A 25,726-nucleotide genomic window follows, 5' to 3' on the forward strand; every position below is an offset into this window, starting at 1 on the left:
CATGAGATGGATTCTGTTGCGGGGACTGGCCCGCGAACAGGCCCATTGGGGGGCGTTCCGCCAGCAGTTGGCGATGGCCTTCCCTGGGCACCAGTTCCACACCGTGGACCTGCCGGGTACGGGCGTTCACTTCAAGGAGGCCAGTCCCACCACCATTGCGGACATCCGCGCCTGCGTGCAGCGCCAGGTTCAGCACATTCCCCGCCCCTATGGCCTGATCGCCCTGTCCCTGGGCGGTATGGTGGCGCTGGACTGGGCCCAGCAGGCGCAGGAAGGGGAGATCCAGCAACTGGTGCTGATCAACACCAGCTCCGGTTTCAGCCCGCCCTGGCAACGCATGAAACCCACCGCCTGGCCACAGTTGTTGAGGCTGCTGGCGCGGCGGGAACTGTTCCGCCGTGAGAGCGATATCCTTGCGCTGTCCTCCAACCGTCCAGTGGCGGTGCAGACCGCCAAACAGTGGTACAGCATCCAGCGCCAGCGCCCGGTCACTGCCACCAACGCCCTGCGCCAGATTGCTGCTGCTGCCCGCTTCCGGCCTGCATCTCAGCGGCCGTTGCCGGATGCCCTGCTGCTGGCGAGTCAGCGCGACCGGTTGGTGGACTGGCGCTGCAGTCGCGCCCTGGAACGGCGGTGGCAGTGGACGCTCAAGGTCCACCCGGACGCCGGCCATGACCTGCCGCTGGACGATGCCGACTGGGTGATCCGCCAGCTGCGGGCGTTCTGCCTCGAGTAACGGGTCACCCGGATTGCTGGATCGCATTGGGAAAGCGGTTGCTTGACGCAACTCTTTTTTGGCGTCAGTCTCGGTAAGGCCGAAGGTGGCATGTGCCCGCCGTTGGTCAATCCCCCTTATCGGAGCTGAGGTCAAAACAATGAAAATCTACGAGTCCAAGGTCGCCCCCAATCCCCGTCGCGTACGCATGTTCCTGGCCGAGAAAGGCCTGTTGGATCAGGTGGCGTTTGAAGAGCTGGATCTTCAGGGCGGTGACAACCTGACCCCGGAATTCGCCGCCAAGAACCCGATGAAGAAGGTTCCGGTACTGGAACTGGATGACGGCACCTGCATCGCCGAAACCATGGCCATCTGTCGCTATTTTGAGGAACTGCATCCGGAACCGCCGCTGATGGGCCGCGATCCGCTGGAGAAGGCCCACATTGAACAGTGGCTGCGGTGGATCGAGTTTGGTTTCTTCCTGCCCACCGGCATGTGCTTCCAGCACACCAGCGGCTATTTCAAGGACCGGATGAACCCGATCAAGGAATGGGGCGAGGAGTGCCGTACCGCGGTGGAGAAGTTCTTCCACTTCCTCAACAAACATCTGGAAGGTCGTGACTACATCTGTGGCGAGCACTTCAGTGCCGCCGACATCAACGCCTTCACCACCGTCGACTTCAACAAGGTCAACCGCCTGCGTATCCAGCCCGAGCAGACCCACCTGCAGGCCTGGTACGACCGTATCAACAGCCGCGATTCGGCCCGGGTTTAAGGAGAGGGCCATGCTGGATCTGTACACATCACCCACCCCCAATGGCTACAAGGTGACGGTGGCACTGGAGGAAATGGGGCTGGACTACAACCTGATCCCGGTGGACCTGGCCAAGGGCGAGCAGAAGCAGGAAAGCTTCCTGGCGCTGAACCCCAATGGTCGTATTCCGGTGCTGGTGGACCGGGACGCCGACGATTTCGTGGTGTTCGAATCCGGCGCCATTCTGGTCTACCTGGGGGAAAAGACCGGCCAGTTCTACCCCTCCGATCCCCGGGTCCGCTCCCGGGCCCTGCAGTGGCTGATGTTCCAGATGGGCGGCGTTGGTCCGATGATGGGGCAGGCCAATGTGTTCTACCGCTACTTCCCGGAGACCATCCAGCCCGCCATCGACCGCTACCAGCACGAGTGCCGGCGGTTGTTTGAAGTACTGGACCGGCGCCTGGGAGAAGCCCCCTACCTGGCGGGCGACGAACTCACCATTGCCGACTTTGCCAACTGGGCCTGGGTGCGTACCTACAGCTGGTCCGGCGTGTCGGTGGAGGGGCTCGGTCATCTGCAACGCTGGCTCGACGAACTGTCGGCCCGCCCCGGCTGCCAGGCGGGGGTGCGCAAGCCCGAGCGCCTGCAGGCATCCGACAAACTGGTGGCTGCGGCGCAAACCATGGTGACGCGCTGACGTGGTTGTGAGTCCTGGAGGGCATCCCCTGGGACAGCCGTGCTGACTTGCAGATGAGCTGACAAACGGTAATCATTCCGGGTTTTAACCGGACAAGGAGACCCCGATGCCAGCAAAGCACGCCCTGGTGGCAACCGCCGATGCCAGCCGTTACCTCAAGCGGCTGTGCCGCCACTTCAGTCACAAGGTGGACGTCACTTGGGACGACCACCAGGGCGATGTGGCGTTTGCCATGGGCCAGTGTCGCCTGGAAGCCCGCGACGAGGGACTGTCGATCCACTGTCAGGCCGGCGACGAAGCCGCGCTGGAGCAGGTGGGACAGATCGTGGCGGTACACCTGGAGGGCTTCGCCCGCAATGAAACCCTGACCGTGGTCTGGACCGCTGCCTGAAACGGTGGTGGTCAGGCCGAGCCGGCGGCCGTGGTGAGTGGGCGGTCGGCGGCAATCACCCGGCTGGGGCGAAAGCGCGCCAGGCACGCCAGCGCCAGTACGAAGGTCAGCCACTCCGCCAGCGGCAGGGCCAGCAACAGCGGCCATTGCGGCAGCCACCACCCCAGTACCAGCAGCAGTGCCGCTGGCAGGACCAGACTGCGGGACAGGGCAATGGCGGCGGAGGGTAACGGCTGGTGCATGGCGGTCAGATAGACCGACACCAGTACGTTAAAGCCGTTGACCACGAACAGCGGCCACAGTACCGCCAGGAAGTCGGTTGCCAGATTGCCGGCGTGGACGTCGCTGGGGGCCAGGAACAGTGTGATCAGGCCGTCGGCAAACAGCCACAGGGCCAGCAACAGTAGCACGCTGAGGCCGCCGATGGTGGTGGCGCCACTGATCATGAAGCGGCGGATACGGTCGGCCTGGCCCGCCCCGAGGTTATGGCTCACCAGCACGTTCATTGCATCGGCAATGCCATAAAACACCATCAGACTGAGAAAGATCAGGTAGTTCACCACGGTGAACGCCGCTACGCCGTCGACCCCGTGCTGCCGCATCAGCAGCCAGTTGATCAACAGCATCACCACCCCCACCGAGGCTTCGTTGATCCACTCCGAAACCCCATTGTAGGCCGCCCGACCCAGGCGTCCCCAGCCCTGGCGCGGCAGCGACAGGCGCAGGCGATGGTCTCCACGGAAGTAGTTCATCAGCACCAGCAGTTGCAGCACCGCCGCCACGGCGGTGGCAATGGCCGCGCCCGACAATCCCAGATCGAAGCCGGCGACCAGCACCATGTCCAGCACGATGTTGGTGCCGGCGCCCACCGCCAGGGCCAGGGTGGCGAGCCCCGGGTAGCCATCCACCCGCACGAAGTAGTACAGCACCACGCCACTGATCTGAATCACTAGCCCCCAGGTGATGATGCGAAAGTAGCTCTGCATCAGCGGAAACAGCTCGGGGTCGGCCCCGAGGGCCCGGAACAGGGGCTCTTCCAGGCTGAGCGATAGCACCGCCGCCACCAGCCCCAGGGCCACCGTCGCCAGCAGGCACTGGCTGAACAGGGTGGCAGCCTGGTCCGGCTGTTGTTGCCCGAGGAACTTGCCCGCCATCACCGTGCCGCCAATGGCGAGCATCAGGGCGAGTCCGAACAGCAGGGTAAAATAGGGAATCAGCAGGTTCAGAGCCGCCAGTGCCTCGGCGCCGGCGAAGTTGCCGATGAACAGGCCGTCCACGATGTTGGCGGTGGTCAACGCCAGTAACCCCGCCACCGACGGCAGGGCATAGCGGAAGAAGGTTGGCCACACCGGGCCGGACAGCACAGGGTTATCGGTTGGCGAAGTGTTCACGGCAGTCTCTAGTGTCCTGTCTGGTTAATTCGTTAATTTACTGCTTGTCTCTGAGGGTTCTGACCAAGGCGCCGCTGTGCCGATGTGGTGGTTCCGCATCAAACAGTGGCAACACAGGCTCAGAGCCCTCAGAGGCAAGCCCTTCGGGAGCCACTGACAACCCGAATAGCGTCGTTGTACTGTCTCGATTTGGAACCACCAAACCGTCACCAGCACGCCTAGCTCTTCGGGTTGTCAGTGGCTCAGTAAGTCAACGAATTAACCAGACCGGACACTAGGGATGGTGTTGGTGGCGCTTATGCTGGCAGCCGAGCGGGTTTGGGGAATAGGCGAATGCCGCAGCCCCGGGCCGGCAGCGGCGGCCAACCCGAGGTGGGGGGCGAAAAGGTCCTAGAAAAACAGCTCCCGCAGTTTGGTGCCGGGGTCTGCCGCGCGCATGAACGATTCCCCGACCAGGAAGCCGTGGATGCCCTGATCAGTCATCGCGGTGACGTCATCCCGGGTGAGGATGCCACTCTCGGTCACCGTCAGCCGCTCAGCGGGAATCCGGCTGTGGAGATCGAAGGTGGTGTCCAGCGACACCTCAAAGGTGTGCAGGTTGCGGTTGTTGATGCCCACCAGCGGCGTGGTCAGGGTGAGGGCATCATCCAGCTCTTCGCCATCGTGCACTTCCACCAGCACGTCCAGGCCAATCTCGTGGGCAATGCCCTCGAGTTCCTGCATCTGGTCCCGGGTCAGGCAGGCGGCGATCAGCAGGATGCAGTCCGCGCCAAGAGCGCGGCTTTCGTACACCTGGTAGGGCGCCACCATGAAGTCCTTGCGGATCACCGGCAGGTCGCAGGCGTTGCGGGCAGCCACCATATAATCCTCATGGCCCTGGAAGAAGTCCCGGTCGGTGAGCACCGACAGGCAGGCGGCGCCGGCGCCGGCGTAGCTCTCGGCAATGGCGGGGGGATCAAACGGGTCCCGCAGGATGCCCTTGCTGGGTGATGCTTTCTTGATTTCGGCGATCACCGCCGGCTGACGGGCCTCGATCCGCGATCGCATCGCGGCCACAAATCCCCGTGCGGGCGGTTGGTCACCTGCGCGGGCCTGCAGGTCAGCCAGCGGCGCGCGGGGTTGGCGTTCGTCGATTTCCTGCCATTTGCGCTCCACGATCTTGCGCAGAATGGTGGGGGTCCGGTCGTTGTGTCGATTGGTCATTGGCTGTTGCCGTCAAAGCAGTGTGAGAAGTCGGCCAGCTCGGACAGTTTGCCGGCCGCCAGGCCGCTGCCGATGGCATCCAGGGCCAGGTCGACGCCTTCCTTCATGGTACGGGCTAGGCCGGCCACGTAGATGGCGGCGCCGGCGTTGAGGGCGATCATGTCGCGGGCCTTCTCGGCCATGTCATCATGGCCGCGGCCGAAGGCGGCGCGGATCAGCTTCAGTGACTCGTCCGAGGTGGCGACATCCAGGCCCACCAGCGACTGGCTGGCGATGCCGAGTTCTTCCGGGGTGATGGTGAACTCCCGAATCTCGCCGTCCTTGAGTTCCGCCACGTAAGTCTGGCTGGCCAGGCTGATCTCATCCAGTCCGTCTTTGGAGTGCACCACCAGAATGTGCTCGCTGCCCAGTGTCTTGAGCACTTCCGCCATTGGCCGGCACAGTTCCTGAGTGAATACCCCGATCAGCTGGCGTTTGACCCCGGCCGGGTTGGTCATCGGGCCCAGGATGTTGAAGATGGTGCGCATACCCAGTTCCCGACGGGGACCGATGGCGTGCTTCATGGCACCGTGATGGGCTGGCGCGAACATGAAGCCGACGCCGATCTCTTCGACGCAGCGGGCCACCTGTTCCGGAGCCATGTTGAGGTTGATGCCGGCTTTTTCCAGCAGATCGGCGCTGCCACTCTTGGACGACACCGCCCGGTTGCCATGCTTGGCCACGTAACCGCCGGCGGCGGCCACCACGAAAGAGGCGGCGCTGGAGACGTTGAACAGGTTGGCGCCGTCGCCGCCGGTACCGACGATGTCGACCAGAGGATCAGCGTTGATGGTGACCCCAGTGGCCAGCTCCCGCATTACCTCTGTGGCACCGGTGATCTCTTCGATGGTCTCGCTCTTGATCCGCAGTCCCATCAGCAGGGCACCGATCTGGGCATCGGTAGCTTCTCCCTTCATCACGATGCGCATCACGTCTTTCATCTCTTCCCGGTTCAGATCCAGGTTGGCGACGATGCGGTTGAGGGCTTGCTTGATATCCATGAGTCGCTCTCTTGTGGTCGGTTCGTATCGGGTGGGCTGTTGAGGCGCGCGCTTGCAGCGCCTGACGATCAGCTGCGTAAAAAATTCCGCAGCAGTTCGTGGCCCTGCTCGGTCATGATCGATTCCGGGTGGAACTGTACACCTTCAATGGGCAGGGTCTTGTGGCGAACGCCCATGATCTCCTCCATCGAGCCGTCGTCGTTGCGGGTCCAGGCGGTTACTTCCAGGCACTCCGGCAGGCTGTCCGGCGCGATCACCAGGCTGTGATAACGGGTGGTCTGAAGCGGGTTGTTGAGGCCGCGGAACACGCCGCTGTCGTTGTGGTACACCTTTGATACCTTGCCATGCATGACCTGGCCGGCTCGCACCACCTTGCCTCCGAACACCTGGCCGATGGACTGGTGCCCCAGGCAGATTCCGAGGATCGGCAGCCTGCCGGCAAAGTGGCGAATGGCCTCCATCGAGATACCGGCCTCGTTGGGAGTACAGGGGCCGGGGGAAATCACTAGCCGCTCAGGCTCCAGGGCCTCGATCTGTTCGATGGTGATCTCATCGTTGCGATGCACCTGAACGTCCGCCCCCAGCTCCGCCAGGTACTGCACCACGTTGTAGGTGAAGCTGTCGTAGTTGTCGATCATCAGCAGCATGGCGGTCACATCCTTTGGCGTTGGTCTGGGGGCGCTGTCACGTCTCTTGCGTAGTCGGGCATTATTGCAGCCGAGGGGGGAGGGGACAATAACGACTCGCCGGGGTGAAAACTGATCAGCCTGGCCGGCCCCGGGTATTTTATCCCGATTCGGGTAGTGGGCCCGGAGGCGGACGGCGACAATCGGCGGCCGTGTCCAACCCCGTTTCTGTGCCTGGATGAACGTCGCCATGCTTTCCTGCTGTGACCTGTTTCGCTTTCGTGATTTCTCTGCCCTGCAGTCATTGGGCCTTGTCCTGGCGCTCTGGCTTCTGCTGGCTGGGGCCCTGCGGGCGGACGGGGCCTATCCGGTGGTGGTGACGGATGACCGTCCGGCGCCGGTGACCTTTACCCGGGCGCCGCAGACGGTGGCCGCAATCTCGGCGTTTGGAGCCGATGTGATGGCGGCGCTGGGGCAACCGGTGCAGGCGCTGTCGACGCTCAATCACCGGCGTCCGGCCTACCTGGGCGAGCGGGTGGCTGCGATGGTGGACCTTGGTGAGGTGCATGAGCCGAATCTGGAGCGGCTGACCGAACTCAGTCCGGACCTGGTGATTGGTCTGCGGCAGTACACCGAGCCCTTCGAGCGCAAGTTTGAGGAAATCGGCCAGTTCCTGGCGTTCGACCTGATGACCTACGAGGATTCCGACCGGGCGGTGGTGGCGGTGGCTCGGGCCCTGGGTGACGAAGCCCGGGGGCAGGCGCTGAACGCGGCCTTTGCCGACGACGTGGCCGAGCTGGCCGATGCCGCCCCGGGCGGTGTTTCGGCGCTGCTGATCTGGCACTGGGCGGATACTCTCTACGCCTTCTACGACCATCACCTGAGCACCACCCTGATGAATCGACTGCAGGTCACCAATGCCATGGGACCTACGCCAACACCCGAGTTCAAGAAACCGGATGCCGGTGTGCTGACCATGGAGCAGCTGCTGCGTCTGAACCCGGATGTGATCCTGTCGTTCACCGGCGACGACCGTCCGGTGAGCCGGCATCCGGTGTGGCAGCGGCTGGACGCGGTGCGCAACAATCGGGTGTTCCGGGTCAGCGACCAGTACGTGATGCCTCACGGGCCAATCGCCCGGGAGCTGGTACTGCGGGAAATGGCCCATCTGTTCTATCCGGAACGTTTTGCCGCTCCGGCCGACCTGCCAGCCGCCGCCCGTGCCCGGCCGCTGACCTTCGTTTCGCGCTGACACCGTGGAGTTGGATAACCGGGAACTGAGCTGCCGGGCCACCGTGCTGGCGCTGTTTTGTCTGTTGCTGGCGGCCGCGGCCACCCTGATCTCACTCGCCTGGGGCGAGCGTTGGCTGGCCCCGCAACAGGTGTTGCAGGCGTTACGGGACAGCGGCGACGGGGTTGATGGCTTTGTGGTCCAGCAACTGCGGCTGCCACGGGCGGTGACTGCCGTACTGGTGGGCGCTGCGCTGGGTATGGCTGGCACCCTGGTACAGTCGATTACCCGCAATCCTCTGGGGACCCCGGATCTGATGGGGGTCAGTGCTGGGGCCTCCTTTGCCATCGTTCTGGGCTATCTGGTGCTGGGCTTGCCGCCCGCCACGCTGTTGCCACTGGGAACCGCTGGTGGCTTTGCCGCCGGGCTGCTGACGTTTGCGGTGGCCTGGCAGACCCGACTGAACCCGACCTACCTGCTGCTTGCCGGCATGAGCATCGCCTTGTTCTTCTTTGCGGCCATCACCTTGTTGCTGGTGACGGCCGATACCGGCGCCAATGGCATCTACTACTGGCTGACCGGCAGCCTGATGAACCGCACCTGGGACCATGTCCACCAGCTCTACCCGCTGGTGGTGCCGGGGCTGGTGCTGGGTATGGCGTTTGCCCGGGTCCTGGATCTGCTGACCCTGGACGAGCTGACCACCGCGGCTGTGGGCCTGCCAGTGCAGCGCTGGCGGCTGGTTCTGGGGTTGCTGGCGGTGGTGCTGACGGCCGCCACCGTGGCGGTAGCCGGTCCCATCGGTTTTGTTGGCCTGGTGGCGCCCCATCTGGTGCGCCTGGCTCTCCGGCGGAGCGCTGGTGGGGCCTTGCCCCATCGCTGGCTGCTGCCGCTGTCGGCGTTGACTGGCGCCGCGCTGGTGGCGCTGGCGGATTGTGTCGCCCGGCTGGTTGGGGTGCCGGTGGGTATTCTGTGTGTGTTGCTGGGCGGGCCGTTGCTGGTGCTGCTGGTGCGTCGACAGGGCGGGGCGGGCTGATGGCGGCGGCGAATGCTGAAACGGTGGTGGCAGAACGCGGCGGCACCGTCCGCCGATGGCCCGCGCTGGCGATGCTGGTGGTGATGTTGTTGGCGTTGGTGCTGGCGTCTTTGCGCCTGGGAACGGTCGCGCTGGACTGGGGCACGTTGTATGGGGGCATGGTGTCGGCAAACCCGGCGGACTTCCCGGTACTGTGGAACCTCCGGCTGCCGCGGACCTTGCTGGCGGTGGTGGTGGGGGCGCAGTTTGCGCTGTCCGGGTTGATCCTGCAGCGGGTGATCCGCAACCCGCTGGCCGATCCCGGTGTGGTTGGGGTCTCCGGAGGTGCCGGGCTGGCGGTGGTGATCCTGTTGTTGCTCTCCGACCTGCTGCCGGGCGTGGCCGCCGGTGTCGGGCTTGCCGGTCTGCCCTGGGCGGCCCTGGTGGGTGGTCTGATGGTGGCGGCGCTGGTGCTGGCGCTGGCCTGGCGCAATGGCTTGGCACCGGCGCGACTGGCACTGACCGGGATTGCCGTAGGCGCGGTGTTGAACGCGGCGGTGATGTGGGTGGTGGTGGTCTGGGGTGGCAGCCGCACCGAAACCACGCTGATGTGGCTGGCCGGCAGTCTGTATGGCCGCGATTTCAGCCACCTGTGGTTGCTGTTGCCGTGGACCCTGGCCGGCCTGCTGGCACTGTTGCCGGCGCTCAAGCCGCTGTCGTTGCTGCGCTTTGGTGACCATCAGGCCCAGACCCTGGGGCTGGCCGTGCAACGCTGGCGGCTGCTGGCGCTGGCGGTGGCCGTCGTGCTGGCAGCCAGTGCCGTCGCCGTGGCCGGGCCCATGGGGTTTGTCGGGCTGATTGTGCCGCACTTGGCCAGGCTGCTGGCGCGAGGGTCCTTTGCTGCCCAGGTACCGGTGTGCCTGTTGCTGGGCGGTGTCCTGACCCTGGCGGCGGATATCGTCGGGCGTACCCTGGCCAGCCCGCTGGAGCTACCCGCCGGGGCGCTCACCACGCTGCTGGGTATTCCGGTGCTGTTGTACCTGTTGATCAAACAAGGCGGAAGATCGTGATGACCCTGAGTGCCGAAAGGCTGGTGCTGGGATACCGTGGGCCGGCATCGCCGCGGACCATTGTGCCGGAGCTGTCCCTCTCCCTGTCACGGGGAGCAATCCATTGTCTGGTGGGCCCCAATGGCTGCGGCAAATCAACCCTGCTCAAGGCCCTGGCAGGGGTGCTGACGCCGCTGTCTGGCCGGGTGTGCCTGGAGGGGCGTGAGGTGGCGCAGTGGGGCCATCGGCCCCTGGCCCGGCGGCTGGCATTGCTGCCCCAGAACCCGGAGGCTCCGGAGGACATAACCGTTCGCCAGTTGGTCGCCCACGGCCGCTTCGCCCATCAGGGCCTGTTTGGGCGCAGCAGTGCTGCTGACCGTGCCGCAGTGGCAGACGCGCTGGCGCTGACGGGCATGGCCGGGCTGCAGAACCGCGAGTTCCAGGCCCTGTCTGGGGGCGAGCGGCAGCGGGCCTGGGTGGCTCTGGCCCTGGCGCAGCAGGCCGACTACCTGTTGTTGGATGAACCCACCACTTTCCTCGATATCGGCCATCAGCTGGAGGTGCTTTCGTTGTTGCGGCAGCTCAATCGCGACCGGGGGCTGACGGTGGCGATGGTGCTGCACGATCTCAACCAGGCCAGCGAATACGCCGACCGCTTGCTGGTGATGGACCAGGGACGCCTGCAGGCCGATGGCAAACCGGCGGAAGTGCTGACGCCGGCGTTATTGCGGCGGGTATTTGGCATTGAGGCGGCGTGGGTGATGCAGCAGCACGGAGGTCGCCGGTATCCCCAGATGATGGCGCGGCTGCCAGCGCAGGAACGAGCGACGGAAACGGGGGACGCCGACGTTTTCGGGTAGTGGCCGATTGGTGACTGGCACAGAATGAAGGTAAATGAGACGCATTCACCAATCAAGTTGAAGGAGTCCTGTGATGTTGCGACTGTCCCACCGGTCAGCTCTGGCCGGAACTGCCAACCCCGCCTCCAGCACCCTGTGCAAACTCAAGTCCCGGGCGCCGTCGTCCGGTTTGACCCGGTCGCGTACCGCGCTGGCGGACAGCTGGCTGGGGTGGGGCGCGGCGGCAGGCCTTGGGCTGGCTCCCCTGACCTCGTTGGCGGCGCCGGCTGCGGCACCACTGGCGCTTGAACCGATTACCGTAACCGCGGAGAAGCGCCAGGCGGAGGTGATGGACGTCAGTGGCAGCGTGTCCGCCAGGAGCGGCGAAGAGCTGGCGGACGCCGAAGTGGAGAGCCTGGAGGAGCTGGGCCAGCAGGTGCCGAACCTGCATGTCTTCACCTGGGGAGGCAGCCGCGAAAGCAACATCTTTATTCGCGGAATCGGCCCCGGGCTGTTTACCGACCAGACCGTGGGCTTCTACGTCGATGGCGTCAATTACACCAGCAACGGCATGTTCGACCTGGAGTTGATGGACATCGAGCGGGTTGAGGTGCTGCGGGGCCCCCAGGGTACCCTGTACGGTGGCAATTCCCTCGGCGGCATCATCAACATCGTCACCCGGCCACCCGGGAACACCGCGACGGGGCGCCTGTCGCTGTCCGCGGATAATCTGGACCGGCGCAAGCTGGGTCTGCAGGGCAGTGTGCCGCTGATCCGTGACGAGCTGTTCGCCAGTGTCAGCCTGTCGGCCACCGATGACGATGGCCACCTCACCAACATCCATACCGGCGAGGACTATGGCGAAACCCGTGAGGCCAGTGCCCGGGTGAAGCTGCGCTGGCAGCCATCTCACGATCTTGAGGCCGATCTGATCCTGGACTATGACCGTCGCCGGGGCGATTCCTACGCTCTTGGAACCGCCGACTTTATCAAGCGGAATCCGGACAAGGTCGACCACAACATGCACGGCAAGGACGACCAGGACTCCAGGGGTGCCTCGTTGTCGATCAGCCGTCAGTTCGATGCCGGAACCCTGACCGCCATTACTGGCTGGCGGGACTGGGAGACTCTCAACTCCGCCGACCAGGACGCCGGCAGCAATCCTGACTATACCCACCATTCAACGTCGGATGAGAGCCAGAACCAGTTGTCCCAGGAAGTGCGCTGGGCGTCCGGTGGCGAGACCGAGCTGAGCTGGCTGGCGGGGCTTTATGCCTATCGCAGCGAGTACCACGTGGATGGTGTAAATGTACTGGACTATACCGCGTTCGGTATGGGTGGCCCCTACCGCGACCTCACCGATGCCAGCAAGAACAACAGCGGTCAGGCGGTGTTTGGTCAACTGGATTATCGGGTCGGTGAGCGCCTGAGCCTTACAGCCGGCCTGCGTCTGGACCGGGAGAAGCGTGAGGCGGATATCCGCACCCAGCTTGAGAGCGGCGCCAGTGTCCATATCCAGGGCGACAAGCATTTCAATCAATGGCTGCCGAAGCTTGGCGCCTCGTGGACGCTGAGTGACGGGTTGCTCTACGGCAGTGTCAGCCGTGGTTATCGCGCCGGCGGCTTCGACTACCTCTACCCCAGTGAGGACGACCCGACGTACGACTCCGAAACCAGCACTAACTACGAGCTGGGTTATAAGTCGAGCTTGCTCTCCGGTGCCCTGGAGTTGAGCACCGCCCTGTTCTACATCGAGATCGATGATCAGCAGGTGCAGCAGCTGGTGCCGCAGACCGGCAAGATTCTGACCGACAACGCCGGCAAGGGCCGCAGTCAGGGCGTGGAGTTTGAGACTCGCTATCGTCCGGCACCGGGCTGGCTGGTCAGTGCCAGTGGCAGTTACACCGACGCCGAATACGTCCGTTACCAGGGCTGCGATTTCTCCGGTGTCAGTGCCAACTGTAATGGCAACAAGATGGTCAATACTCCGGAGCTGACCGCGAATCTGGCGGTACAGCACCGTCGTCCGCTGACCGATGGTCTGGACCTGTTCGCCCGTGCCGACGTGCAGTACATTGGCGACTATTACTTCGACAGCCAGAATCACTTCGAACAGGACGCCTACAGCCTGCTGAACCTCAAGGCCGGAGTGGAATCGGAGCATTGGGAGGCCTACGCCTGGATCAAGAACGCCGGTGATGAATACTACTCGCGGGTGGAGTTCGACTTCGGTGCCGGCCACACCGTGGAAGCCGGTGACCCGCGCCGGTTTGGGATCAGTCTGGCCGCCCGCTTCTAGCGCCGGGTTAATTGAGAATGATAGGCGTTAACAACTGGTGTCGGGTCTGGTAGCCTATTGGCTGCCCGGTCTGCGGGCAGCCATGGACCCACCCACTGCCCGTTGCGATACCGTTGCCATGTCCGTCACCACTGAACAACCGAATCGAGAGTTGCCGTTCTTTTCGGAAACCCGCCAGGAGATCCAGCCCGGGCTGACAGTGGCGCTGACCGATTACGTTGCCCAGGCCGCCGTATCGGGCTCGATGGAGTCGCCCGGTGACAGTGAGTTCATCCACCTCAACTGCATTCTGGAGGGGCGCTTTCAGGCCTGCATCCGCGATGTCCGGATGCAGTATGGCGGTGGCGATCTCAGCATGGGCTACTCGGACGGCGAAGTGTTCAGCATGCCGGTGGGGCAGCGGTTCCGCAATCTGGCGGTGATGGCGACCCCTGACAAACTCTGGGAGCTGGCCGGTGACGAGCTGACGGTACTGCGACTGGCCGATCGTCCGCGGTTCTTCGTCCGCAACGCCGGTTACCACCTGGATGTGGCGCGCCAGGCTGAGCAACTGGCCATCCGGCTCAGCCAGGGAGGCGACAGCCGCCTGCGCCTGCACGCCGCGGTGCTGGACTATCTGCACTGGTTGCTGAGCGCTTTCCGGGAGCCGGCGGCGGCCGTTACCACCATCAGCGAGCGGGACCGGCGCCGGCTGTATCTGGCCCGCGACCGGCTGTTGAGTGATCTCAGCCAGCCGCCAACGCTGGCGGAACTGGCCAGTGAGACCGGACTCAACCAGTACAAACTCAAGAATGGCTTCCGGGCGTTGTTTGGCACCAGCGTCTACGCCCTGTTCCAGCAACAGCGGATGCAGGCGGCCAGAGCGCTGCTGCGACGTCACAACGTGACCGAAACCGCGGTGATGATGGGCTACAGCAACGTCAGCCACTTCAGCGCGGCCTTTCGCAAGCAGTTTGGGGTCCTGCCCCGGGACCTGCGCGGGTAACCGGAGACTCCCTTGCAGCGCGTCCCGTGCCGTGAACAACCAGGAGAACCCCGTGACCCCGGACGGTCCTTTCATCAACTGCGAGATGGCGGCCATCGCCGATCTCTACGAACAGTACCCCCTCGATCGCCAGTCCTGGCTGCGGGTGTTCGATTACACCACCCGGCAAGGCCTGCGACTGCAGGAGCGGGTGCCCGCCGGTTGTTACGTCAGCATCATGGGGCACAGCGATGCCCTGGGCGGTGACTACCCGGAGGTTCCCTCCAGTTTTTTCCGCAATCGCTGCCTGGTGGCGGTGCTGCCGGAGGATTACCGGGACCACGTGGTCTTGCCGGCGGGGGGGCGCCTGCAGGCGATCCAGCTGTACTTCCCGCTTTCTGACCACAACATGTCACGGTTGTGCCAGTCCGCCTCCAGCCCCGGCCTGGAGAGATTCCGCGAACTCTCCGCCGGCTGGCTGACGCCGCTGACCGGGGCGCTGGCCGGGGCCGCCGAGGCGATCTGGCAGTGCCCATTGCGGGGTGAAGCCAGGCACTTGTGGATGAAGGCCAAGGCGCTGGAAATCCTCGCTCTGCTGATGGCTGATCCAGGCGAGCCGGCGCTGGTGGACCGGGCCTGCGGGCTGATCCGACAGGATCTGTCGCAGACCTGGTCAATCACCGCGCTCGCCCGGGCCCTGGGTACCAATGACTGCTACCTCAAACAGGCCTTCCGCAGCGAGCTGGGTCTGGGCGTGGCTGCCTGGACTCAGCAGCAGCGGATGCAGCGGGCCCGGCGTGAGCTGGCCCATACCGATTGCACCATCACCGATCTGGCCCTGTCTCTGGGCTACCGCCACAGTGGTCACTTCGCCCGGGTATTCCGGCGTCACACCGGCCTCAGCCCCAGCCACTACCGCCAACACCGACAGTCCGGCCATCGCTGACCGGGAGAATTCCCGATCGTGATGATCTGGTTCCCGAAGGTGCAGGCGGCAAGGTGATCGATTGCGAATAATTCCCACTTTTGGCGGGAGAATTGGCAATGAACCTGACCCATGACATGTCCAGCAGCCAGGCTCTGGTGATGATCCTGCGGGGGGAGCCGCGGCGTCTGCCCGTGGCCCTGGCGCTGGCGTTACTGGCCTCACTGGTGGAGCTGGTGCCCTGGGTGGCACTGTGGCTGGCGGCCCGCGCGGTGATGATCGGTGAACCGGTGCTGGGCCATGGCCTGGTGGCGGGGAGCGCCATCGTGCTGCGCTACCTGTTGTTCACTGCGGGGGTATGGCAGGCGCATCTGGCGGCCTACGGCATCATCCAGCGGGTGCGGGCCTCTCTGGTGGCGAGCCTGGCCCGAATGCCGGTCAGTCGGCTGCGGGGCTTTCACCGTGGCGACCTGGAAAAACGCGTCATCACAGACACTCAGGCACTGGAACCGCTGATTGCCCACCACGGTGTGGACATTATCAACGGCGTCATCATGCCACTGCTGCTGACCGCTCTGCTGTTTGTCATTGACTGGCGCCTGGGACTGGTGGCCCTGGCACCGTTGCCGCTGGCGTTACTGATCCAGGTGGTGATGATGCGGGGCTTTACGGAGCGCCAGGCCCATTACAACGACATTGTGGCCCGCATGCATGAGGCCCAACTGGAGTTCCTGCGCAGCATAGGTGTGATGAAGCTGTACGGGGTGGATGCCGATTCGTTCCGTCAGCTGGATCGTGCGATGGCGAGCCATCACGGCATGACCGCGGACTACATCCGCCAGCTCATTGGTGCCTGGGTCGGTTTCGTGACGGTGGCTCAGGCGTCGCTGTTCTTTCTGGTGCCGCTGGCGATCGTGTTGATGGCTGCCGGTACCCTGTCACTGGCGGACGGGGTGGTGGCGGCGATGATCGCCGCAGGCATGCTCAAGCCCTGGCTGGCACTGACCCAACTGATCGGGCAGGTGTCCGAGACTTTTGTGGCGGTGGGCCGCTTGCTGTCGCTGTGCCCGCAGCAGGAAGTCACCACCGGGCATCTGGACGAACCCCTGCAGCGCCTGGCCTGCCGTGATCTGACCCTGTCCCGGGGTGGCCGATCGCTGTTCCGGGGGCTGTCGCTGTCGGTGGCGCCAGGACAACGGGTGGTGCTGCAGGGCGCCTCCGGTGGTGGCAAGAGTTCGCTGCTGGAGCTGCTGTCCGGTCAGTTGGTGGCGGATCAGGGCGACTGGCTGCTCAACGGCCACGCCATCCGCACCCTCACTGACGAGTGCCGGGCCCGTTACGTTGCCAGCGTCAGCCAGCAGGCGTTCTTCTTTGTCGGTTCGATTGCCGACAACCTGCGGCTTGCCTGTCCCCGTCAGCATGAGAGTGAACTCTGGCGGGTGCTTGAGGTGGTCCGGCTGGCGGGGCTGGTGCGGGCGTTGCCGGCGCAGCTGGATACCGACATGGGGGAGACCCGCCGCAGCTTCAGCGGTGGCGAGCTGCAACGGCTGGCAATCGCTCGGGCCCTGCTGGCCAAAACCCCGATTCTGATCCTCGACGAGGCGACCTCTCACCTCGACAACCGCACCGAGCGGGAGGTCCTGGCAGGTGTCAGGGACTACGACCCGTCACAGATCCAGCTGGTGATCAGTCACCGGCCCCAGGCGGTGCGCACGGCGGACCAGGTATGGACACTGACGGATGGCGAACTGACGGTGACGGAGGGCAAGAGCGATGACTAAGGTGCAGTTTCTGCTGGCGCACAGTGGGGCGTCACAGCGCCAGTTCTGGTTGGGCATCGTCGGACGCATGGGCGCCGATCTGGTGCCTATGGTGCCGTGGTTGATGCTGTTTGGTTACGTGTTGTCGGGACACACGCTGTCGGGGCCGGCGCTGGTGGCGGTGGCCGCGCTGGCACTGGCGGCCCAGTGGCTGCTGGGGCTGACGGCCCGGCAGAGTTTTACCGGTGCCTACCAGCTCAGCCACAGCCTGCGTCGCCAACTGCTGCTGGACATTCGTCGCCAGCCCCTGGCAGCGCTGACCGGCAAAGGGCTGGGGGAGCGTATTCGCCTGATGACCAGCGATCTGAAGCAGTTTGAGGACATTCTCAGCCACCTGGTGGCCGAAGCCGCGGGAGCGGTGGTGGTGCCGCTGGCAATGGCGATCGTGGTTTGGCTGGTGAGCCCGGCGCTGGGCGCCCTGCTGACCGCCAGCCTGATGGTCAACCTGATGCTGCTGCCGGTGCTTGAACGGCGTTTCATGGCGGCGGCCGCGACCAGCCATCGCCACGGCATCGAGGGTGCCAACGAGTTGCTGGAGTTCATCGAGGGGTTGCCGACGCTGAAGGCGTTTGGTCGCACCGAGCGACTGGCCGCGCCTCTGCAGCAGCGGCTGTGCCAGATTCGCGATGCCGGTCTGGATCTGGAGTGGGCTGCCGGCACTGGAGTGATGCTGGTGACCTGCCTGCTGGAGCTGACTCTGCCGCTGGTGATGGTGGTCGGCGGTGTGCTGCTGGCTGGGGACGCCCTGACGCCGGAGGCCTGGCTGGTGGTGGCAGCGGCCACGGTGGCCTGTATCCGGCCGCTGGCCAGCTTGACCATCTTCGCCGCGCTGATCCGCTTCTTCCTGAGCGCTACCGCCCGGCTCCATGGCCTGGCCACGGCACCGCGCCAGCCCCAGCAGGGCCAGGCACCGCAGGGGACGGATCTGGCCCTGGAGGGCGTGACTCTGAGTCTTGACGGCCAGCCGGTGTTGCGGGACATCAACCTGACGGTGGAGGCCGGCGAACACCTGGCCCTGGTTGGTCCCAGCGGTGCCGGCAAGAGCAGCCTGCTGCATGTGATTGCCGGTTTCCACGCCATCGATCACGGAGAGGTTCGTCTGGGAGGGCTGACATTGGCGCGATTGGGCACCGATCAGCTGTATCGCAACCTGTCTTACGTCACCCAGGATGTGCAGCTGTTCGCCGGCAGCCTGCGGGACAATCTGATGATTGCCAATCCGCAGGCCAGCGCCTCAGCCCTGGCGCAGGCGGTGGCCGATGCCGGCCTGGATGAGGTGGTGGCACGCCTGCCCGAAGGCCTCGACGGTATTCTGGGCGAGAACGGCCAGACCCTGTCCGGCGGCGAGCGCCAGCGGGTCAGTATTGCCCGGGCGCTGTTGCGGGACGCTCCGGTGGTGTTGCTGGACGAGGTCACCTCAGCGCTGGATCAGCGTCGCCAGGAGGCTGTGCTGAGGGCAATCCGGCGACTGTGTGAAGGCAAGACGGTGATCACCGTTGCCCATCGTCTGGACACCATTGTCGATGTTGACCGGATCTGTGTACTGGAGCAGGGCAGGTTGGTGCAGCAGGGCCGGCACACCGACCTGCTGGCCGACAGCGCCACCTACCAGGCACTGTGGCAGGCGGCGGATTAGCTGGGTTACCGGGTGGCTCAGTGATCGAAATCGTTCAGGGTCATCGCCACCGCCCGGAAGATGGCGCGGCCCTTGTTCATGGTTTCTTTCCACTCCAGTCGCGGTACCGAGTCGGCGACCACGCCAGCGCCGGCCTGGATGTGGAGCTGGTTGTTCTGGATCACCGCGGTGCGGATGGCGATGGCGGTGTCCATGTTGCCGTTCCAGGACAGGTAGCCCACCGCGCCGCCGTAGACGCCCCGCTTCACCGGTTCCAGTTCGTCGATGATTTCCATCGCGCGGATCTTGGGGGCGCCGGAAAGGGTGCCTGCCGGCAGGGTGGCCCGCAGCACGTCGAGGCAGGACATGCCGTCTTTCAGCCGGCCGGTGACGTTGGAGACGATGTGCATGACGTGGGAGTAGCGTTCCACGATCATCTTGTCGGTGAGCTTGACGGTGCCGGTCTCGGAGACCCGGCCGGCGTCGTTGCGGCCCAGGTCGATCAGCATCAGGTGCTCGGCGATTTCCTTGGGATCGGCCAGCAGCTCGGCTTCCAGCGCCCGGTCCTCGGCATCGGTGGCACCGCGTTTGCGGGTGCCGGCGATGGGCCGTACGGTGACCTCGTCGTCTTCCACCCGGGCGAGGATTTCCGGCGACGATCCGACGATCTGGAAATCCTCCAGATCGAGAAAGTACATGTACGGTGACGGGTTCAGCACCCGCAGCGAGCGGTACAGGTTCAGCGGCGGCGCCTCGAACGGGATGGTCATGCGTTGGGAAATCACCGTCTGCATGACGTCGCCATCGAGCACGTATTCCTTGATCCGGTCGACCGCGGCCTCGAACTTGTCCTGGGAGAAACCGGAGATGAAGTCCTCCTCTTGGACCTGCCGGCCGCTGAGGTGGGCCGGCGTCTGGGGGGCGTCGGCGGTCTGCCGGTGCAGTCGGCGCTCGAGCTCGTCCAGACGCGCCAGGGCCTGGTCGTGGGCGCCGCTGGTGGCGGGATCGACGTGGACAATCAGGTGCAGCTTGCCCCGCAGGTTGTCGAACACCACCACTTCGTCCGAGACCATCAGCAGGATGTCCGGGGTACCGATCTGGTCCGGCGGGCAGCTTGGCTGCAGCCGTTTCTCGATGTAGCGCACGGTGTCGTAACCGAAGTAACCCACCAGACCGCCGTTGAAACGGGGCAGGTCCGCCAGGTCCGGGGCCTGGAAGCGGCGCTGGTATTCTTCCACGAAGGCCAGCGGATCGTCGCTGTCGATCTGTTCCACCACCTGGCCCTGGCGGCTGATGGTGATGCGGTGATCGTGCACTTTCAGTACTTCCTGGCTGGGCAGGCCGATGATCGAGTAGCGGCCCCATTTCTCGCCGCCCTGAACCGATTCGAACAGGTAGGAGTAGGGCCCGCTGGCCAGCTTGAGGTAGGTGCTCAGGGGCGTGTCAAGGTCAGCGAGTACTTCGCGGAACACGGGAATACGGTTGTAGCCGGCGGCGGCCAGCTCGGCAAACTGTTCAGGGGTCATGGCGTTATCCTGGCTATGCAATAGGCGATGGGGTGTCGATGTGGCGGCGATCGCTGGCTTTACGATCAGCGCCACCACAGGGATCGGGGCCGGCTGTTGTCGTGACAGGCCCGGCCGGGGCTGGTGGATCAGCCGTTACGCCATCGCCACCATCGGGTTGCGCGGGAGGAGAGTACGCTCCCGGGGGTTGCCAGATTCAGTCCCTGCACCGCAGGTCTCTCCCTAACGCTGGGGATATGGAGGATGGGCCCGGGAATTCCGGGCCGGAAGTTGCTGTTGAGATTACAAAAGCTCTGCCAGCGAATCAACCACCCGCTCGGCACCGAGGGTGTCGATGGCCTCGCCGTGGTTGTAGCCGTAACGCACCGCCACCACCGGCAGCCCGGCGTTGCGGGCGGCACGGATATCGGTGATCGAGTCGCCAACCATCACCGCCCGGGCTGGGTCGGCCCCGAGCGCTTCCAGGGCGTGGTGCAGTGGTGCCGGGTCGGGCTTTTTCACCGTCAGGGTATCGCCGCTGACGGTGACCTCGAACCAGTGATCCAGGCCCATCTGTTCCAGCAGATCGCCGGTAAAGGCGGACGGCTTGTTGGTGACCACTGCCAGCTTGCAGCCCTGGTCCCAGGCCGCCGTCAGGAAGGCTTCGACGCCCTCGAAAACGGTGGCGTGGCGGCCATTGTGCTCGGCGTAGGCGGTGAAGAAATGGTCCAGCGCCTGGCGGTAGGTGGCCTCATCCAGCGGGCCGCCGGCCTCATGGTCGTGGCGACCGGCGAGGGCACGCTGCACCAGCACCGCGGCGCCATTGCCGACCCACTGCCGGACCCGTTCGGCACCGGCGGTGGGGCGACCCATCTCGGTCAGCATCTGGTCCACCGCTGCGGCAAGGTCGGCGGCGCTGTCCACCAGGGTGCCGTCCAAGTCAAACAGCAGGGTCTGCGGCCACTGGCCATCGAACAGTTCGGTCAGTTTCATGGGGCGTCTCCGGGACGGTTACTGGGCCTTGGCCAGTTCGGCACGCATCTGGTCGATGGTGGCCTTGTAGTCGTCGGTGTTGAAGATGGCGGAGCCGGCGACAAAGGTGTCGGCGCCTGCAGCGGCAATCTCTTGGATATTGTCGACCTTGACGCCGCCGTCGATCTCCAGGCGGATGTCGAGGCCGCTGGCATCGATGCGCTGGCGGGCCGCCCGCAGCTTGTCGAGGGTGCCGGGGATGAACTTCTGGCCGCCGAAGCCCGGGTTCACCGACATCAGCAGGATCATGTCGAGCCGGTCCATCACGTGGTCGAGGTGGTGCAGCGGCGTTGCCGGGTTGAACACCAGGCCGGCCTTGCAGCCACCATCGCGGATCAGTTGCAGCGAGCGGTCGACGTGCTGGGACGCTTCCGGATGGAAGGTGATGTAGGTGGCGCCGGCGTCAATGAACATGCGGATCAGGTCGTCCACCGGGCTGACCATCAGGTGGACGTCGATGGGGGCGGTCACACCGTGCTTGCGCAGGGCCTCGCAGACCATGGGGCCGATGGTGAGGTTGGGCACGTAGTGGTTGTCCATCACATCGAAGTGGACAATGTCGGCACCGGCCGCCAGCACGTTGTCGACTTCCTCACCGAGGCGGGCAAAGTCGGCGGACAGAATGGACGGGGCAATCTGGAACGGGGTCATGACAGCTCTCTCGATCGGGCTTATAGTCGTTGGCGGGCCTGCGCTCACCCGGAGTGGGTCAGGCGCGGGTCTCGGAGGGTCCTAAGTGTACCAGTTTCATTGAGCGTTTTTGGAGTTGGCCAGACGGGACACTGGATACGCATCTTCCGGCAGTCATTGAGCAGGAACAGGCAGGTGGTCGTGAGGTTACGAATAACAACAGGGCAGAGGCGCCCGCGGATTGGTCGTCCGTCTGGTGGTAAGCGTCTGTTGACCGTGCTGATGGCGGCGATGCTGGCGATGCCGGCGCTGGCCCAGGAGGAATCGGACGCGCCCGAGGCGGAAGTGGACGACACCGCAGAGGCGGCCTCGAGCACGCCCAGGCGGGCGCCGGTGGATGCCCGCCGGCTGATGATCTCCACCGGTCTGGGCTCGCGGGCGCTGGCCGCCCGTTATCCAGACGCGGCGGTGTGGCTGCAGAACAGCGAAGGCGGAGACGAGCTGGCACTGCTGGAACGGGAACAGCGGGCGCCGGCCAAGGGTGCGGTCTTGATTCTGGGGGCCGAGGGCCAGAGTGCGGCCAGCAGCCTGGCCGGCGCCATGCGTGAGGCGCTGGCGGCGCGAGGCTGGGCCGCCATGACCCTGGGCCTGCCGGTGGGGCCGGGGGACGGACCGCCGCCAGCGCCTGCCCAGACCAGCACCCAGACCGCGGCCGAGCCGGACCCTGCACCCACCGGTGGTGAGGCGGCGAATCCGGCGTTGGCTGCCAGTGGTGAGTCGTCGGTGATCGACGTGATGGCGAAAGAGCCGGTTGCGGATCTGACCGGCCAGTACCGGGAGCGAGTGGCCTCCACTCTGTCAGCCGCCCGCAGCCGGCTGCAACAGCAGGGCTATCAGCGCGTTGTGCTGGTGGGTGTTGGCCGTGCGGCGATGCCGGTGTGGCGAGAGGCCCAGGCCGCCAACGGCCGCAGTGCCGAACTGGTGTGGATCGCGCCGCGTTTCGCCGCCGACGAGCGTCAGGCCTGGCCGGCCAGTCTGGAAGGTCAGAGCGACTGGCAGGTGCTGGACCTGGCGCCGGCGCGGGCACAGCCGGAGGTGGCCAGTCAGCGGGCGGCAGTGTTCCGGCGCCAGGGGATACAGGGCTATCAGCAGCAGGCGGTGGCGATGGCGGCGCTGCCGACCGCGCGGGACGCCCGCCAGGTGGTCAGTCGCCTGGTGGCCTGGTTGCAGCGCAAGGACTGATCGGCCGGGCGGTTATTTCTGCTCCGCCTGGTGACGGTGATAGCGCTGCACCACCTCCCAGGCCTGCTGGTAACGCAGCAGGCGCTCCTTGGCGTAGGCCAGTTCCCGGGGCGGCAGGTCCCGAGCCAGCTTGTCCGGGTGGCAGCGGGAGACCTGTTTGCGATAGGTCTGCTTGATCAGGGTCAGTGAATCCCGGCGGCCAACGCCCAGGATGCGACAGGCGTCCTGGTAGGTCTGCGGTGGCGGAAAGCGTTCGGCATTCTGTTGCCCGCCCTGGTTGCTGTAGCTTTCCAGCACTTCCGCCACCAATCCCGCATCCAGCCCGAGGGCGTCGACGGCGTCTTCACAGCGGTGGCGCCGCTGCTTGCTGGGAAGGCCCTGCAACTGGGCGCCATGGCACAGGCATAGGGCGATCACCATCACCGCTTCCGGCCGCCAGCGCCAGTTCAGGCGTAGCCGCCAGGCCTGCCAGCGTGACAGTTGGGAGCACTGCTTGCCCTGCTGGAAACGTTTGATGGCGCGCTTGCGCTGACCGGGTGTCAGCGTCAGTGCGCGGATCAGACTCTCGGCATAACCGATGTCCTTTTCAGTGACCCGGCCGTCGGCCTTCGCCAGGTAACCCAGTAAAAAGAACAGCTGTCTTCGGGCGTGGGCCGGCAGGCCGGTTTCCGTCAGCACTGGGCCGGGCTGGTAACCGTGTTTGACCAGGCGGGTTACCAGGTCGTCGTAGCTGGCGTCCAGTGGCGATGGCAGGCTGACCGGTGTGGCGGTAAGGCTCATGGCTGTGAGGGCTCCTGCTGATTCAGCAAGCGATCCAGCTCTGCCAGCCGCTGAGGGGTGCCGATGTCGGCCCAGTGGCCGCGGTGGTGCCAGCCGTACACCTGGCCGGCGGCCATGGCCTGGCGCAGCAGGGGTGCCAGCGGCCGGTGGCCGGTCGGCAGGTCAGCCAACAGGTCCTGATGCAGCAGGCTGATGCCGGCGAACGTCAGTTGTGGTGTGCCGTCGGCGTGGACGTGACCGTCCGCCGCCAGGTGGAAATCGCCGTCCGGGTTGTGGGGTGGGTTGTCCACCAGTACCACCAGTGCCCGGGCCGAGGCGTCGTGCGGCGGTGTGAGCAGGCCCAGGTCAAGGTCGCACCAGATGTCGCCATTGATCACCAGAAACCAGGGGCTGTCGGCCGAGGCCAGTTGCGGCAGCGCCTGACGGATACCGCCGGCGGTTTCCAACGGCTCGTCCTCGGCGGAATAGTGCAGTTGCAGGCCGTAGTCCTGGCCTTGGCCAAGGGTTTCGACGATCTGTTCGCCGAGCCAGGCGTGGTTGATCACCACCTCGCGGAACCCGGCCTGCTGCAGTCGCACCAGATGATGGCCAATCAATGGTCGGCCGCCGGCGGTGAGCAGTGGTTTGGGGGTGGTCAGGGTTAGCGGCCGCATCCGTTCGCCTTTGCCAGCGGCCAGGATCATGGCCTTCACGGGGTCGGGTTCTCCGCGAGCAGGGGGAGCAGACGCTGGTCGATGGCTGGCATCACCACCTCCAGCAGCCAGTCGTGGAAGTGTCGCAGGGCGGCCTGGCGACCACTGGCCTCCACCAGATACTGCACCGTACGGGGTACATCGCCGAGGAAGCTGGTCTTGCCATCGCGGATGGCCAGACGGGCAAAGATGCCAGCGGCCTTGAGATGACGCTGCATACCCATCAGTTCAAACCACTGTCGGAAGGTATCGGCATCGGCGTGGTGCAGGCCAGCATCGGCGCTGAGTACCCGGTATTGCTCCGCCCACTGCCAGACCTGCTGTTCCGGCCAGCGCACGTAGCAGTCCTTGAGCAGCGACACCAGATCGTAGGTGATGGGGCCGCGCACGGCGTCCTGGAAGTCGATCACGCCGGGTACCGCCGTGTGTTCGCGCACCAGCAGGTTGCGGGAATGGTAGTCCCGGTGCACGGTCACTTGGGGCTGGGCCAGGGCGCTCTCACGCAGGAACGCGAACACGGTATCCAGCAGGGCGTGCTCGCTGTTGCCCAGGGTCAGGCCCAGTTGCTGCTCCAGCAACCAGTCGGGGAACAGGTGCATCTCCCGGTTCAGCAGCGCGGTATCGTAGGGCGGCAGCGGGTAGGCCGGATCGGCGGGCAGCGACTGGATCCGCAGCAACTCGTTCAGGGCTTGCCGGTAATGGCCGTCGGCGTTGTCGCTGTCGAGCCTGGCCAGCAACTGGGTATCGCCGAAGTCTTCCAGCAGCAGGAAGCCTTCCACCAGATCCTCCGCCTCAATGGCCGGCACCGCGACGCCCTGGTCCCGCCAGTGACGGGCGATGGCGACAAACGGCCGGCAGTCCTCGTGGGCGGGCGGGGCGTCCATCACGATCAGCCCGGTGCCGTCGCGGTGGACCCGGAAATAGCGGCGAAAACTGGCGTCACCGGACACCGGTTGCGGCTCGGCCTGGGCCAGACCGGGGAATTGTCGGACCCATTGGGTCAGCTGTTGTAGGCGGGTATCCATCGCGTGGCTCTGAAGCAGTTCAAAACCCGAAAGTTAGCAGAACTGGCGGGCAATCAGAAGCTGTGACGACGTTCTGGGCACAGGCTGGCCACGCCGCTGCGTGAGGATGCGGTAATCTCGTTAACAAGCGCTGGAGGGCCGTGTAAACTAGGCGGCTCCCCGATTTCCATGCAGCAGCACAGGACCGCCGTCAACGTGCCAGTTTTTCTCCGCGATTCGCGATCTCCAGGCCGGCAGGCTGACCGC

General features: G+C 65.1%; 24 protein-coding genes. 14 read left to right on the forward strand and 10 right to left on the reverse strand.

From position 1 onward, the window contains the following. Nucleotide 1: 1 nt before the first annotated feature. The 4 genes from J2887_RS02275 to J2887_RS02290 all read left to right on the forward strand — a co-directional run bounded on the left by J2887_RS02275 (nucleotide 2) and on the right by J2887_RS02290 (nucleotide 2,557). Complete coding sequence (locus tag J2887_RS02275; protein WP_227173836.1) at nucleotides 2–736, forward strand: alpha/beta fold hydrolase; 735 nt, start codon at nucleotides 2–4, stop codon at nucleotides 734–736. A 139-nt stretch (nucleotides 737–875) separates the two neighbouring features. Beyond that, complete coding sequence (locus tag J2887_RS02280) at nucleotides 876–1,490, forward strand: glutathione S-transferase family protein (protein WP_227173837.1); 615 nt, start codon at nucleotides 876–878, stop codon at nucleotides 1,488–1,490. 10 nt (nucleotides 1,491–1,500) lie between these two features. Next, a complete protein-coding gene (locus J2887_RS02285) occupies nucleotides 1,501–2,166 on the forward strand; it encodes a glutathione S-transferase family protein (protein WP_227173838.1) in 666 nt (221 codons plus the stop codon). A 106-nt stretch (nucleotides 2,167–2,272) separates the two neighbouring features. Beyond that, nucleotides 2,273–2,557 (forward strand): DUF2218 domain-containing protein, encoded by a 285-nt coding sequence (locus tag J2887_RS02290; protein ID WP_227173839.1) that lies wholly within the window; start codon nucleotides 2,273–2,275, stop codon nucleotides 2,555–2,557. 11 nt (nucleotides 2,558–2,568) lie between these two features. On the opposite strand, the gene J2887_RS02295 is transcribed toward J2887_RS02290, so the two are convergent. The 4 genes from J2887_RS02295 to J2887_RS02310 form a co-directional block, all read right to left on the reverse strand. Further along, nucleotides 2,569–3,948: an MATE family efflux transporter gene (locus tag J2887_RS02295; protein WP_227173840.1), complete on the reverse strand. Its 1,380-nt coding sequence runs from the start codon at nucleotides 3,946–3,948 to the stop codon at nucleotides 2,569–2,571. Between the two features lie 390 nt (nucleotides 3,949–4,338). Beyond that, nucleotides 4,339–5,151, reverse strand: a complete 813-nt coding sequence (gene trpC, locus J2887_RS02300; protein WP_227173841.1) for an indole-3-glycerol phosphate synthase TrpC — start codon at nucleotides 5,149–5,151, stop codon at nucleotides 4,339–4,341. After that, complete coding sequence (gene trpD, locus J2887_RS02305; protein WP_227173842.1) at nucleotides 5,148–6,191, reverse strand: anthranilate phosphoribosyltransferase; 1,044 nt, start codon at nucleotides 6,189–6,191, stop codon at nucleotides 5,148–5,150. The genes trpC and trpD overlap by 4 nt, the downstream gene beginning before the upstream one ends. A 68-nt stretch (nucleotides 6,192–6,259) precedes the next feature. Continuing rightward, entirely contained in the window at nucleotides 6,260–6,838 is a 579-nt protein-coding gene (locus J2887_RS02310) for an anthranilate synthase component II (protein ID WP_227173843.1), read from the reverse strand. Between the two features lie 229 nt (nucleotides 6,839–7,067). Between J2887_RS02310 and J2887_RS02315 the strand changes: the two genes are divergently transcribed. The 9 genes from J2887_RS02315 to J2887_RS02355 all read left to right on the forward strand — a co-directional run bounded on the left by J2887_RS02315 (nucleotide 7,068) and on the right by J2887_RS02355 (nucleotide 18,595). Continuing rightward, the gene (locus tag J2887_RS02315) at nucleotides 7,068–8,069 is read left to right on the forward strand and encodes an ABC transporter substrate-binding protein (protein WP_227173844.1); all 1,002 of its coding nucleotides are present in this window, start codon (nucleotides 7,068–7,070) and stop codon (nucleotides 8,067–8,069) included. A gap of 4 nt (nucleotides 8,070–8,073) precedes the next feature. After that, nucleotides 8,074–9,084, forward strand: a complete 1,011-nt coding sequence (locus J2887_RS02320) for a FecCD family ABC transporter permease (protein WP_227173845.1) — start codon at nucleotides 8,074–8,076, stop codon at nucleotides 9,082–9,084. Beyond that, nucleotides 9,084–10,133: a FecCD family ABC transporter permease gene (locus J2887_RS02325; RefSeq protein WP_227173846.1), complete on the forward strand. Its 1,050-nt coding sequence runs from the start codon at nucleotides 9,084–9,086 to the stop codon at nucleotides 10,131–10,133. Before J2887_RS02320 ends, J2887_RS02325 begins: the two co-directional genes overlap by 1 nt. Then, nucleotides 10,133–10,972, forward strand: coding sequence for an ABC transporter ATP-binding protein (locus tag J2887_RS02330; RefSeq protein WP_227173847.1), 840 nt, complete (start codon nucleotides 10,133–10,135; stop codon nucleotides 10,970–10,972). The genes J2887_RS02325 and J2887_RS02330 overlap by 1 nt, the downstream gene beginning before the upstream one ends. Nucleotides 10,973–11,045: 73 nt before the next feature. Further along, nucleotides 11,046–13,250 carry a TonB-dependent receptor gene (locus J2887_RS02335; protein ID WP_227173848.1) on the forward strand — a complete coding sequence of 735 codons (2,205 nt, stop codon included), beginning with the start codon at nucleotides 11,046–11,048 and terminating at the stop codon, nucleotides 13,248–13,250. Between the two features lie 37 nt (nucleotides 13,251–13,287). Then, complete coding sequence (locus tag J2887_RS02340) at nucleotides 13,288–14,235, forward strand: helix-turn-helix transcriptional regulator (protein ID WP_227173849.1); 948 nt, start codon at nucleotides 13,288–13,290, stop codon at nucleotides 14,233–14,235. Between the two features lie 52 nt (nucleotides 14,236–14,287). Continuing rightward, complete coding sequence (locus tag J2887_RS02345; protein WP_227173850.1) at nucleotides 14,288–15,160, forward strand: helix-turn-helix transcriptional regulator; 873 nt, start codon at nucleotides 14,288–14,290, stop codon at nucleotides 15,158–15,160. Nucleotides 15,161–15,258: 98 nt separating this feature from the next. Continuing rightward, nucleotides 15,259–16,920: an ABC transporter ATP-binding protein gene (locus tag J2887_RS02350; RefSeq protein WP_227173851.1), complete on the forward strand. Its 1,662-nt coding sequence runs from the start codon at nucleotides 15,259–15,261 to the stop codon at nucleotides 16,918–16,920. Next, nucleotides 16,913–18,595 carry an ABC transporter ATP-binding protein gene (locus J2887_RS02355; protein ID WP_227173852.1) on the forward strand — a complete coding sequence of 561 codons (1,683 nt, stop codon included), beginning with the start codon at nucleotides 16,913–16,915 and terminating at the stop codon, nucleotides 18,593–18,595. The genes J2887_RS02350 and J2887_RS02355 overlap by 8 nt, the downstream gene beginning before the upstream one ends. Nucleotides 18,596–18,612: 17 nt before the next feature. Here J2887_RS02355 and trpE read toward each other — a convergent pair whose 3' ends face one another. From trpE to rpe, 3 genes are all read right to left on the reverse strand, one after another. Further along, nucleotides 18,613–20,100 (reverse strand): anthranilate synthase component I, encoded by a 1,488-nt coding sequence (gene trpE, locus J2887_RS02360; RefSeq protein ID WP_227173853.1) that lies wholly within the window; start codon nucleotides 20,098–20,100, stop codon nucleotides 18,613–18,615. A gap of 282 nt (nucleotides 20,101–20,382) precedes the next feature. Further along, on the reverse strand, nucleotides 20,383–21,072 hold the full coding sequence (locus J2887_RS02365; protein WP_227173854.1) for a phosphoglycolate phosphatase: 690 nt from the start codon (nucleotides 21,070–21,072) through the stop codon (nucleotides 20,383–20,385). Nucleotides 21,073–21,090: 18 nt separating this feature from the next. Further along, nucleotides 21,091–21,762, reverse strand: a complete 672-nt coding sequence (rpe, locus tag J2887_RS02370; RefSeq protein ID WP_227173855.1) for a ribulose-phosphate 3-epimerase — start codon at nucleotides 21,760–21,762, stop codon at nucleotides 21,091–21,093. Between the two features lie 255 nt (nucleotides 21,763–22,017). Here rpe and J2887_RS02375 point away from each other — a divergent pair, with 255 nt between their 5' ends. Then, nucleotides 22,018–22,983, forward strand: a complete 966-nt coding sequence (locus J2887_RS02375) for a DUF3530 family protein (protein ID WP_227176031.1) — start codon at nucleotides 22,018–22,020, stop codon at nucleotides 22,981–22,983. A gap of 12 nt (nucleotides 22,984–22,995) precedes the next feature. Here J2887_RS02375 and J2887_RS02380 read toward each other — a convergent pair whose 3' ends face one another. From J2887_RS02380 to J2887_RS02390, 3 genes are read right to left on the reverse strand one after another with little or no spacing between them, the layout of a single operon-like run. Next, complete coding sequence (locus J2887_RS02380) at nucleotides 22,996–23,763, reverse strand: molecular chaperone DjlA (protein WP_227173856.1); 768 nt, start codon at nucleotides 23,761–23,763, stop codon at nucleotides 22,996–22,998. Beyond that, nucleotides 23,760–24,455, reverse strand: a complete 696-nt coding sequence (gene murU / locus J2887_RS02385) for an N-acetylmuramate alpha-1-phosphate uridylyltransferase MurU (RefSeq protein WP_227173857.1) — start codon at nucleotides 24,453–24,455, stop codon at nucleotides 23,760–23,762. Before murU ends, J2887_RS02380 begins: the two co-directional genes overlap by 4 nt. Next, entirely contained in the window at nucleotides 24,452–25,480 is a 1,029-nt protein-coding gene (locus tag J2887_RS02390) for an aminoglycoside phosphotransferase family protein (protein ID WP_227173858.1), read from the reverse strand. Before J2887_RS02390 ends, murU begins: the two co-directional genes overlap by 4 nt. Nucleotides 25,481–25,726 lie beyond the last annotated feature (246 nt).

It is taken from the genome of Marinobacter sp. CA1 (genome assembly GCF_020546665.1).
In the GTDB taxonomy this organism is placed as follows: domain Bacteria; phylum Pseudomonadota; class Gammaproteobacteria; order Pseudomonadales; family Oleiphilaceae; genus Marinobacter; species Marinobacter xestospongiae.

Excerpts from the sequence above, each read along its gene's own strand:
- J2887_RS02310 (WP_227173843.1), bottom strand. The coding sequence starts at position 6,838 with ATGCTGCTGATGATCGACAACTACGACAGCTTCACCTACAACGTGGTG.
- trpE (WP_227173853.1), bottom strand. The coding sequence starts at position 20,100 with ATGACCCCTGAACAGTTTGCCGAGCTGGCCGCCGCCGGCTACAACCGT.
- J2887_RS02325 (WP_227173846.1), top strand. The coding sequence starts at position 9,084 with ATGGCGGCGGCGAATGCTGAAACGGTGGTGGCAGAACGCGGCGGCACC.
- J2887_RS02350 (WP_227173851.1), top strand. The coding sequence starts at position 15,259 with ATGAACCTGACCCATGACATGTCCAGCAGCCAGGCTCTGGTGATGATC.
- J2887_RS02275 (WP_227173836.1), top strand. The coding sequence starts at position 2 with ATGAGATGGATTCTGTTGCGGGGACTGGCCCGCGAACAGGCCCATTGG.
- J2887_RS02365 (WP_227173854.1), bottom strand. The coding sequence starts at position 21,072 with ATGAAACTGACCGAACTGTTCGATGGCCAGTGGCCGCAGACCCTGCTG.
- J2887_RS02380 (WP_227173856.1), bottom strand. The coding sequence starts at position 23,763 with ATGAGCCTTACCGCCACACCGGTCAGCCTGCCATCGCCACTGGACGCC.
- J2887_RS02330 (WP_227173847.1), top strand. The coding sequence starts at position 10,133 with ATGACCCTGAGTGCCGAAAGGCTGGTGCTGGGATACCGTGGGCCGGCA.
- rpe (WP_227173855.1), bottom strand. The coding sequence starts at position 21,762 with ATGACCCCGTTCCAGATTGCCCCGTCCATTCTGTCCGCCGACTTTGCC.
- J2887_RS02280 (WP_227173837.1), top strand. The coding sequence starts at position 876 with ATGAAAATCTACGAGTCCAAGGTCGCCCCCAATCCCCGTCGCGTACGC.
- J2887_RS02355 (WP_227173852.1), top strand. The coding sequence starts at position 16,913 with ATGACTAAGGTGCAGTTTCTGCTGGCGCACAGTGGGGCGTCACAGCGC.
- J2887_RS02315 (WP_227173844.1), top strand. The coding sequence starts at position 7,068 with ATGCTTTCCTGCTGTGACCTGTTTCGCTTTCGTGATTTCTCTGCCCTG.
- J2887_RS02290 (WP_227173839.1), top strand. The coding sequence starts at position 2,273 with ATGCCAGCAAAGCACGCCCTGGTGGCAACCGCCGATGCCAGCCGTTAC.
- J2887_RS02390 (WP_227173858.1), bottom strand. The coding sequence starts at position 25,480 with ATGGATACCCGCCTACAACAGCTGACCCAATGGGTCCGACAATTCCCC.
- J2887_RS02285 (WP_227173838.1), top strand. The coding sequence starts at position 1,501 with ATGCTGGATCTGTACACATCACCCACCCCCAATGGCTACAAGGTGACG.
- trpD (WP_227173842.1), bottom strand. The coding sequence starts at position 6,191 with ATGGATATCAAGCAAGCCCTCAACCGCATCGTCGCCAACCTGGATCTG.
- J2887_RS02335 (WP_227173848.1), top strand. The coding sequence starts at position 11,046 with ATGTTGCGACTGTCCCACCGGTCAGCTCTGGCCGGAACTGCCAACCCC.
- trpC (WP_227173841.1), bottom strand. The coding sequence starts at position 5,151 with ATGACCAATCGACACAACGACCGGACCCCCACCATTCTGCGCAAGATC.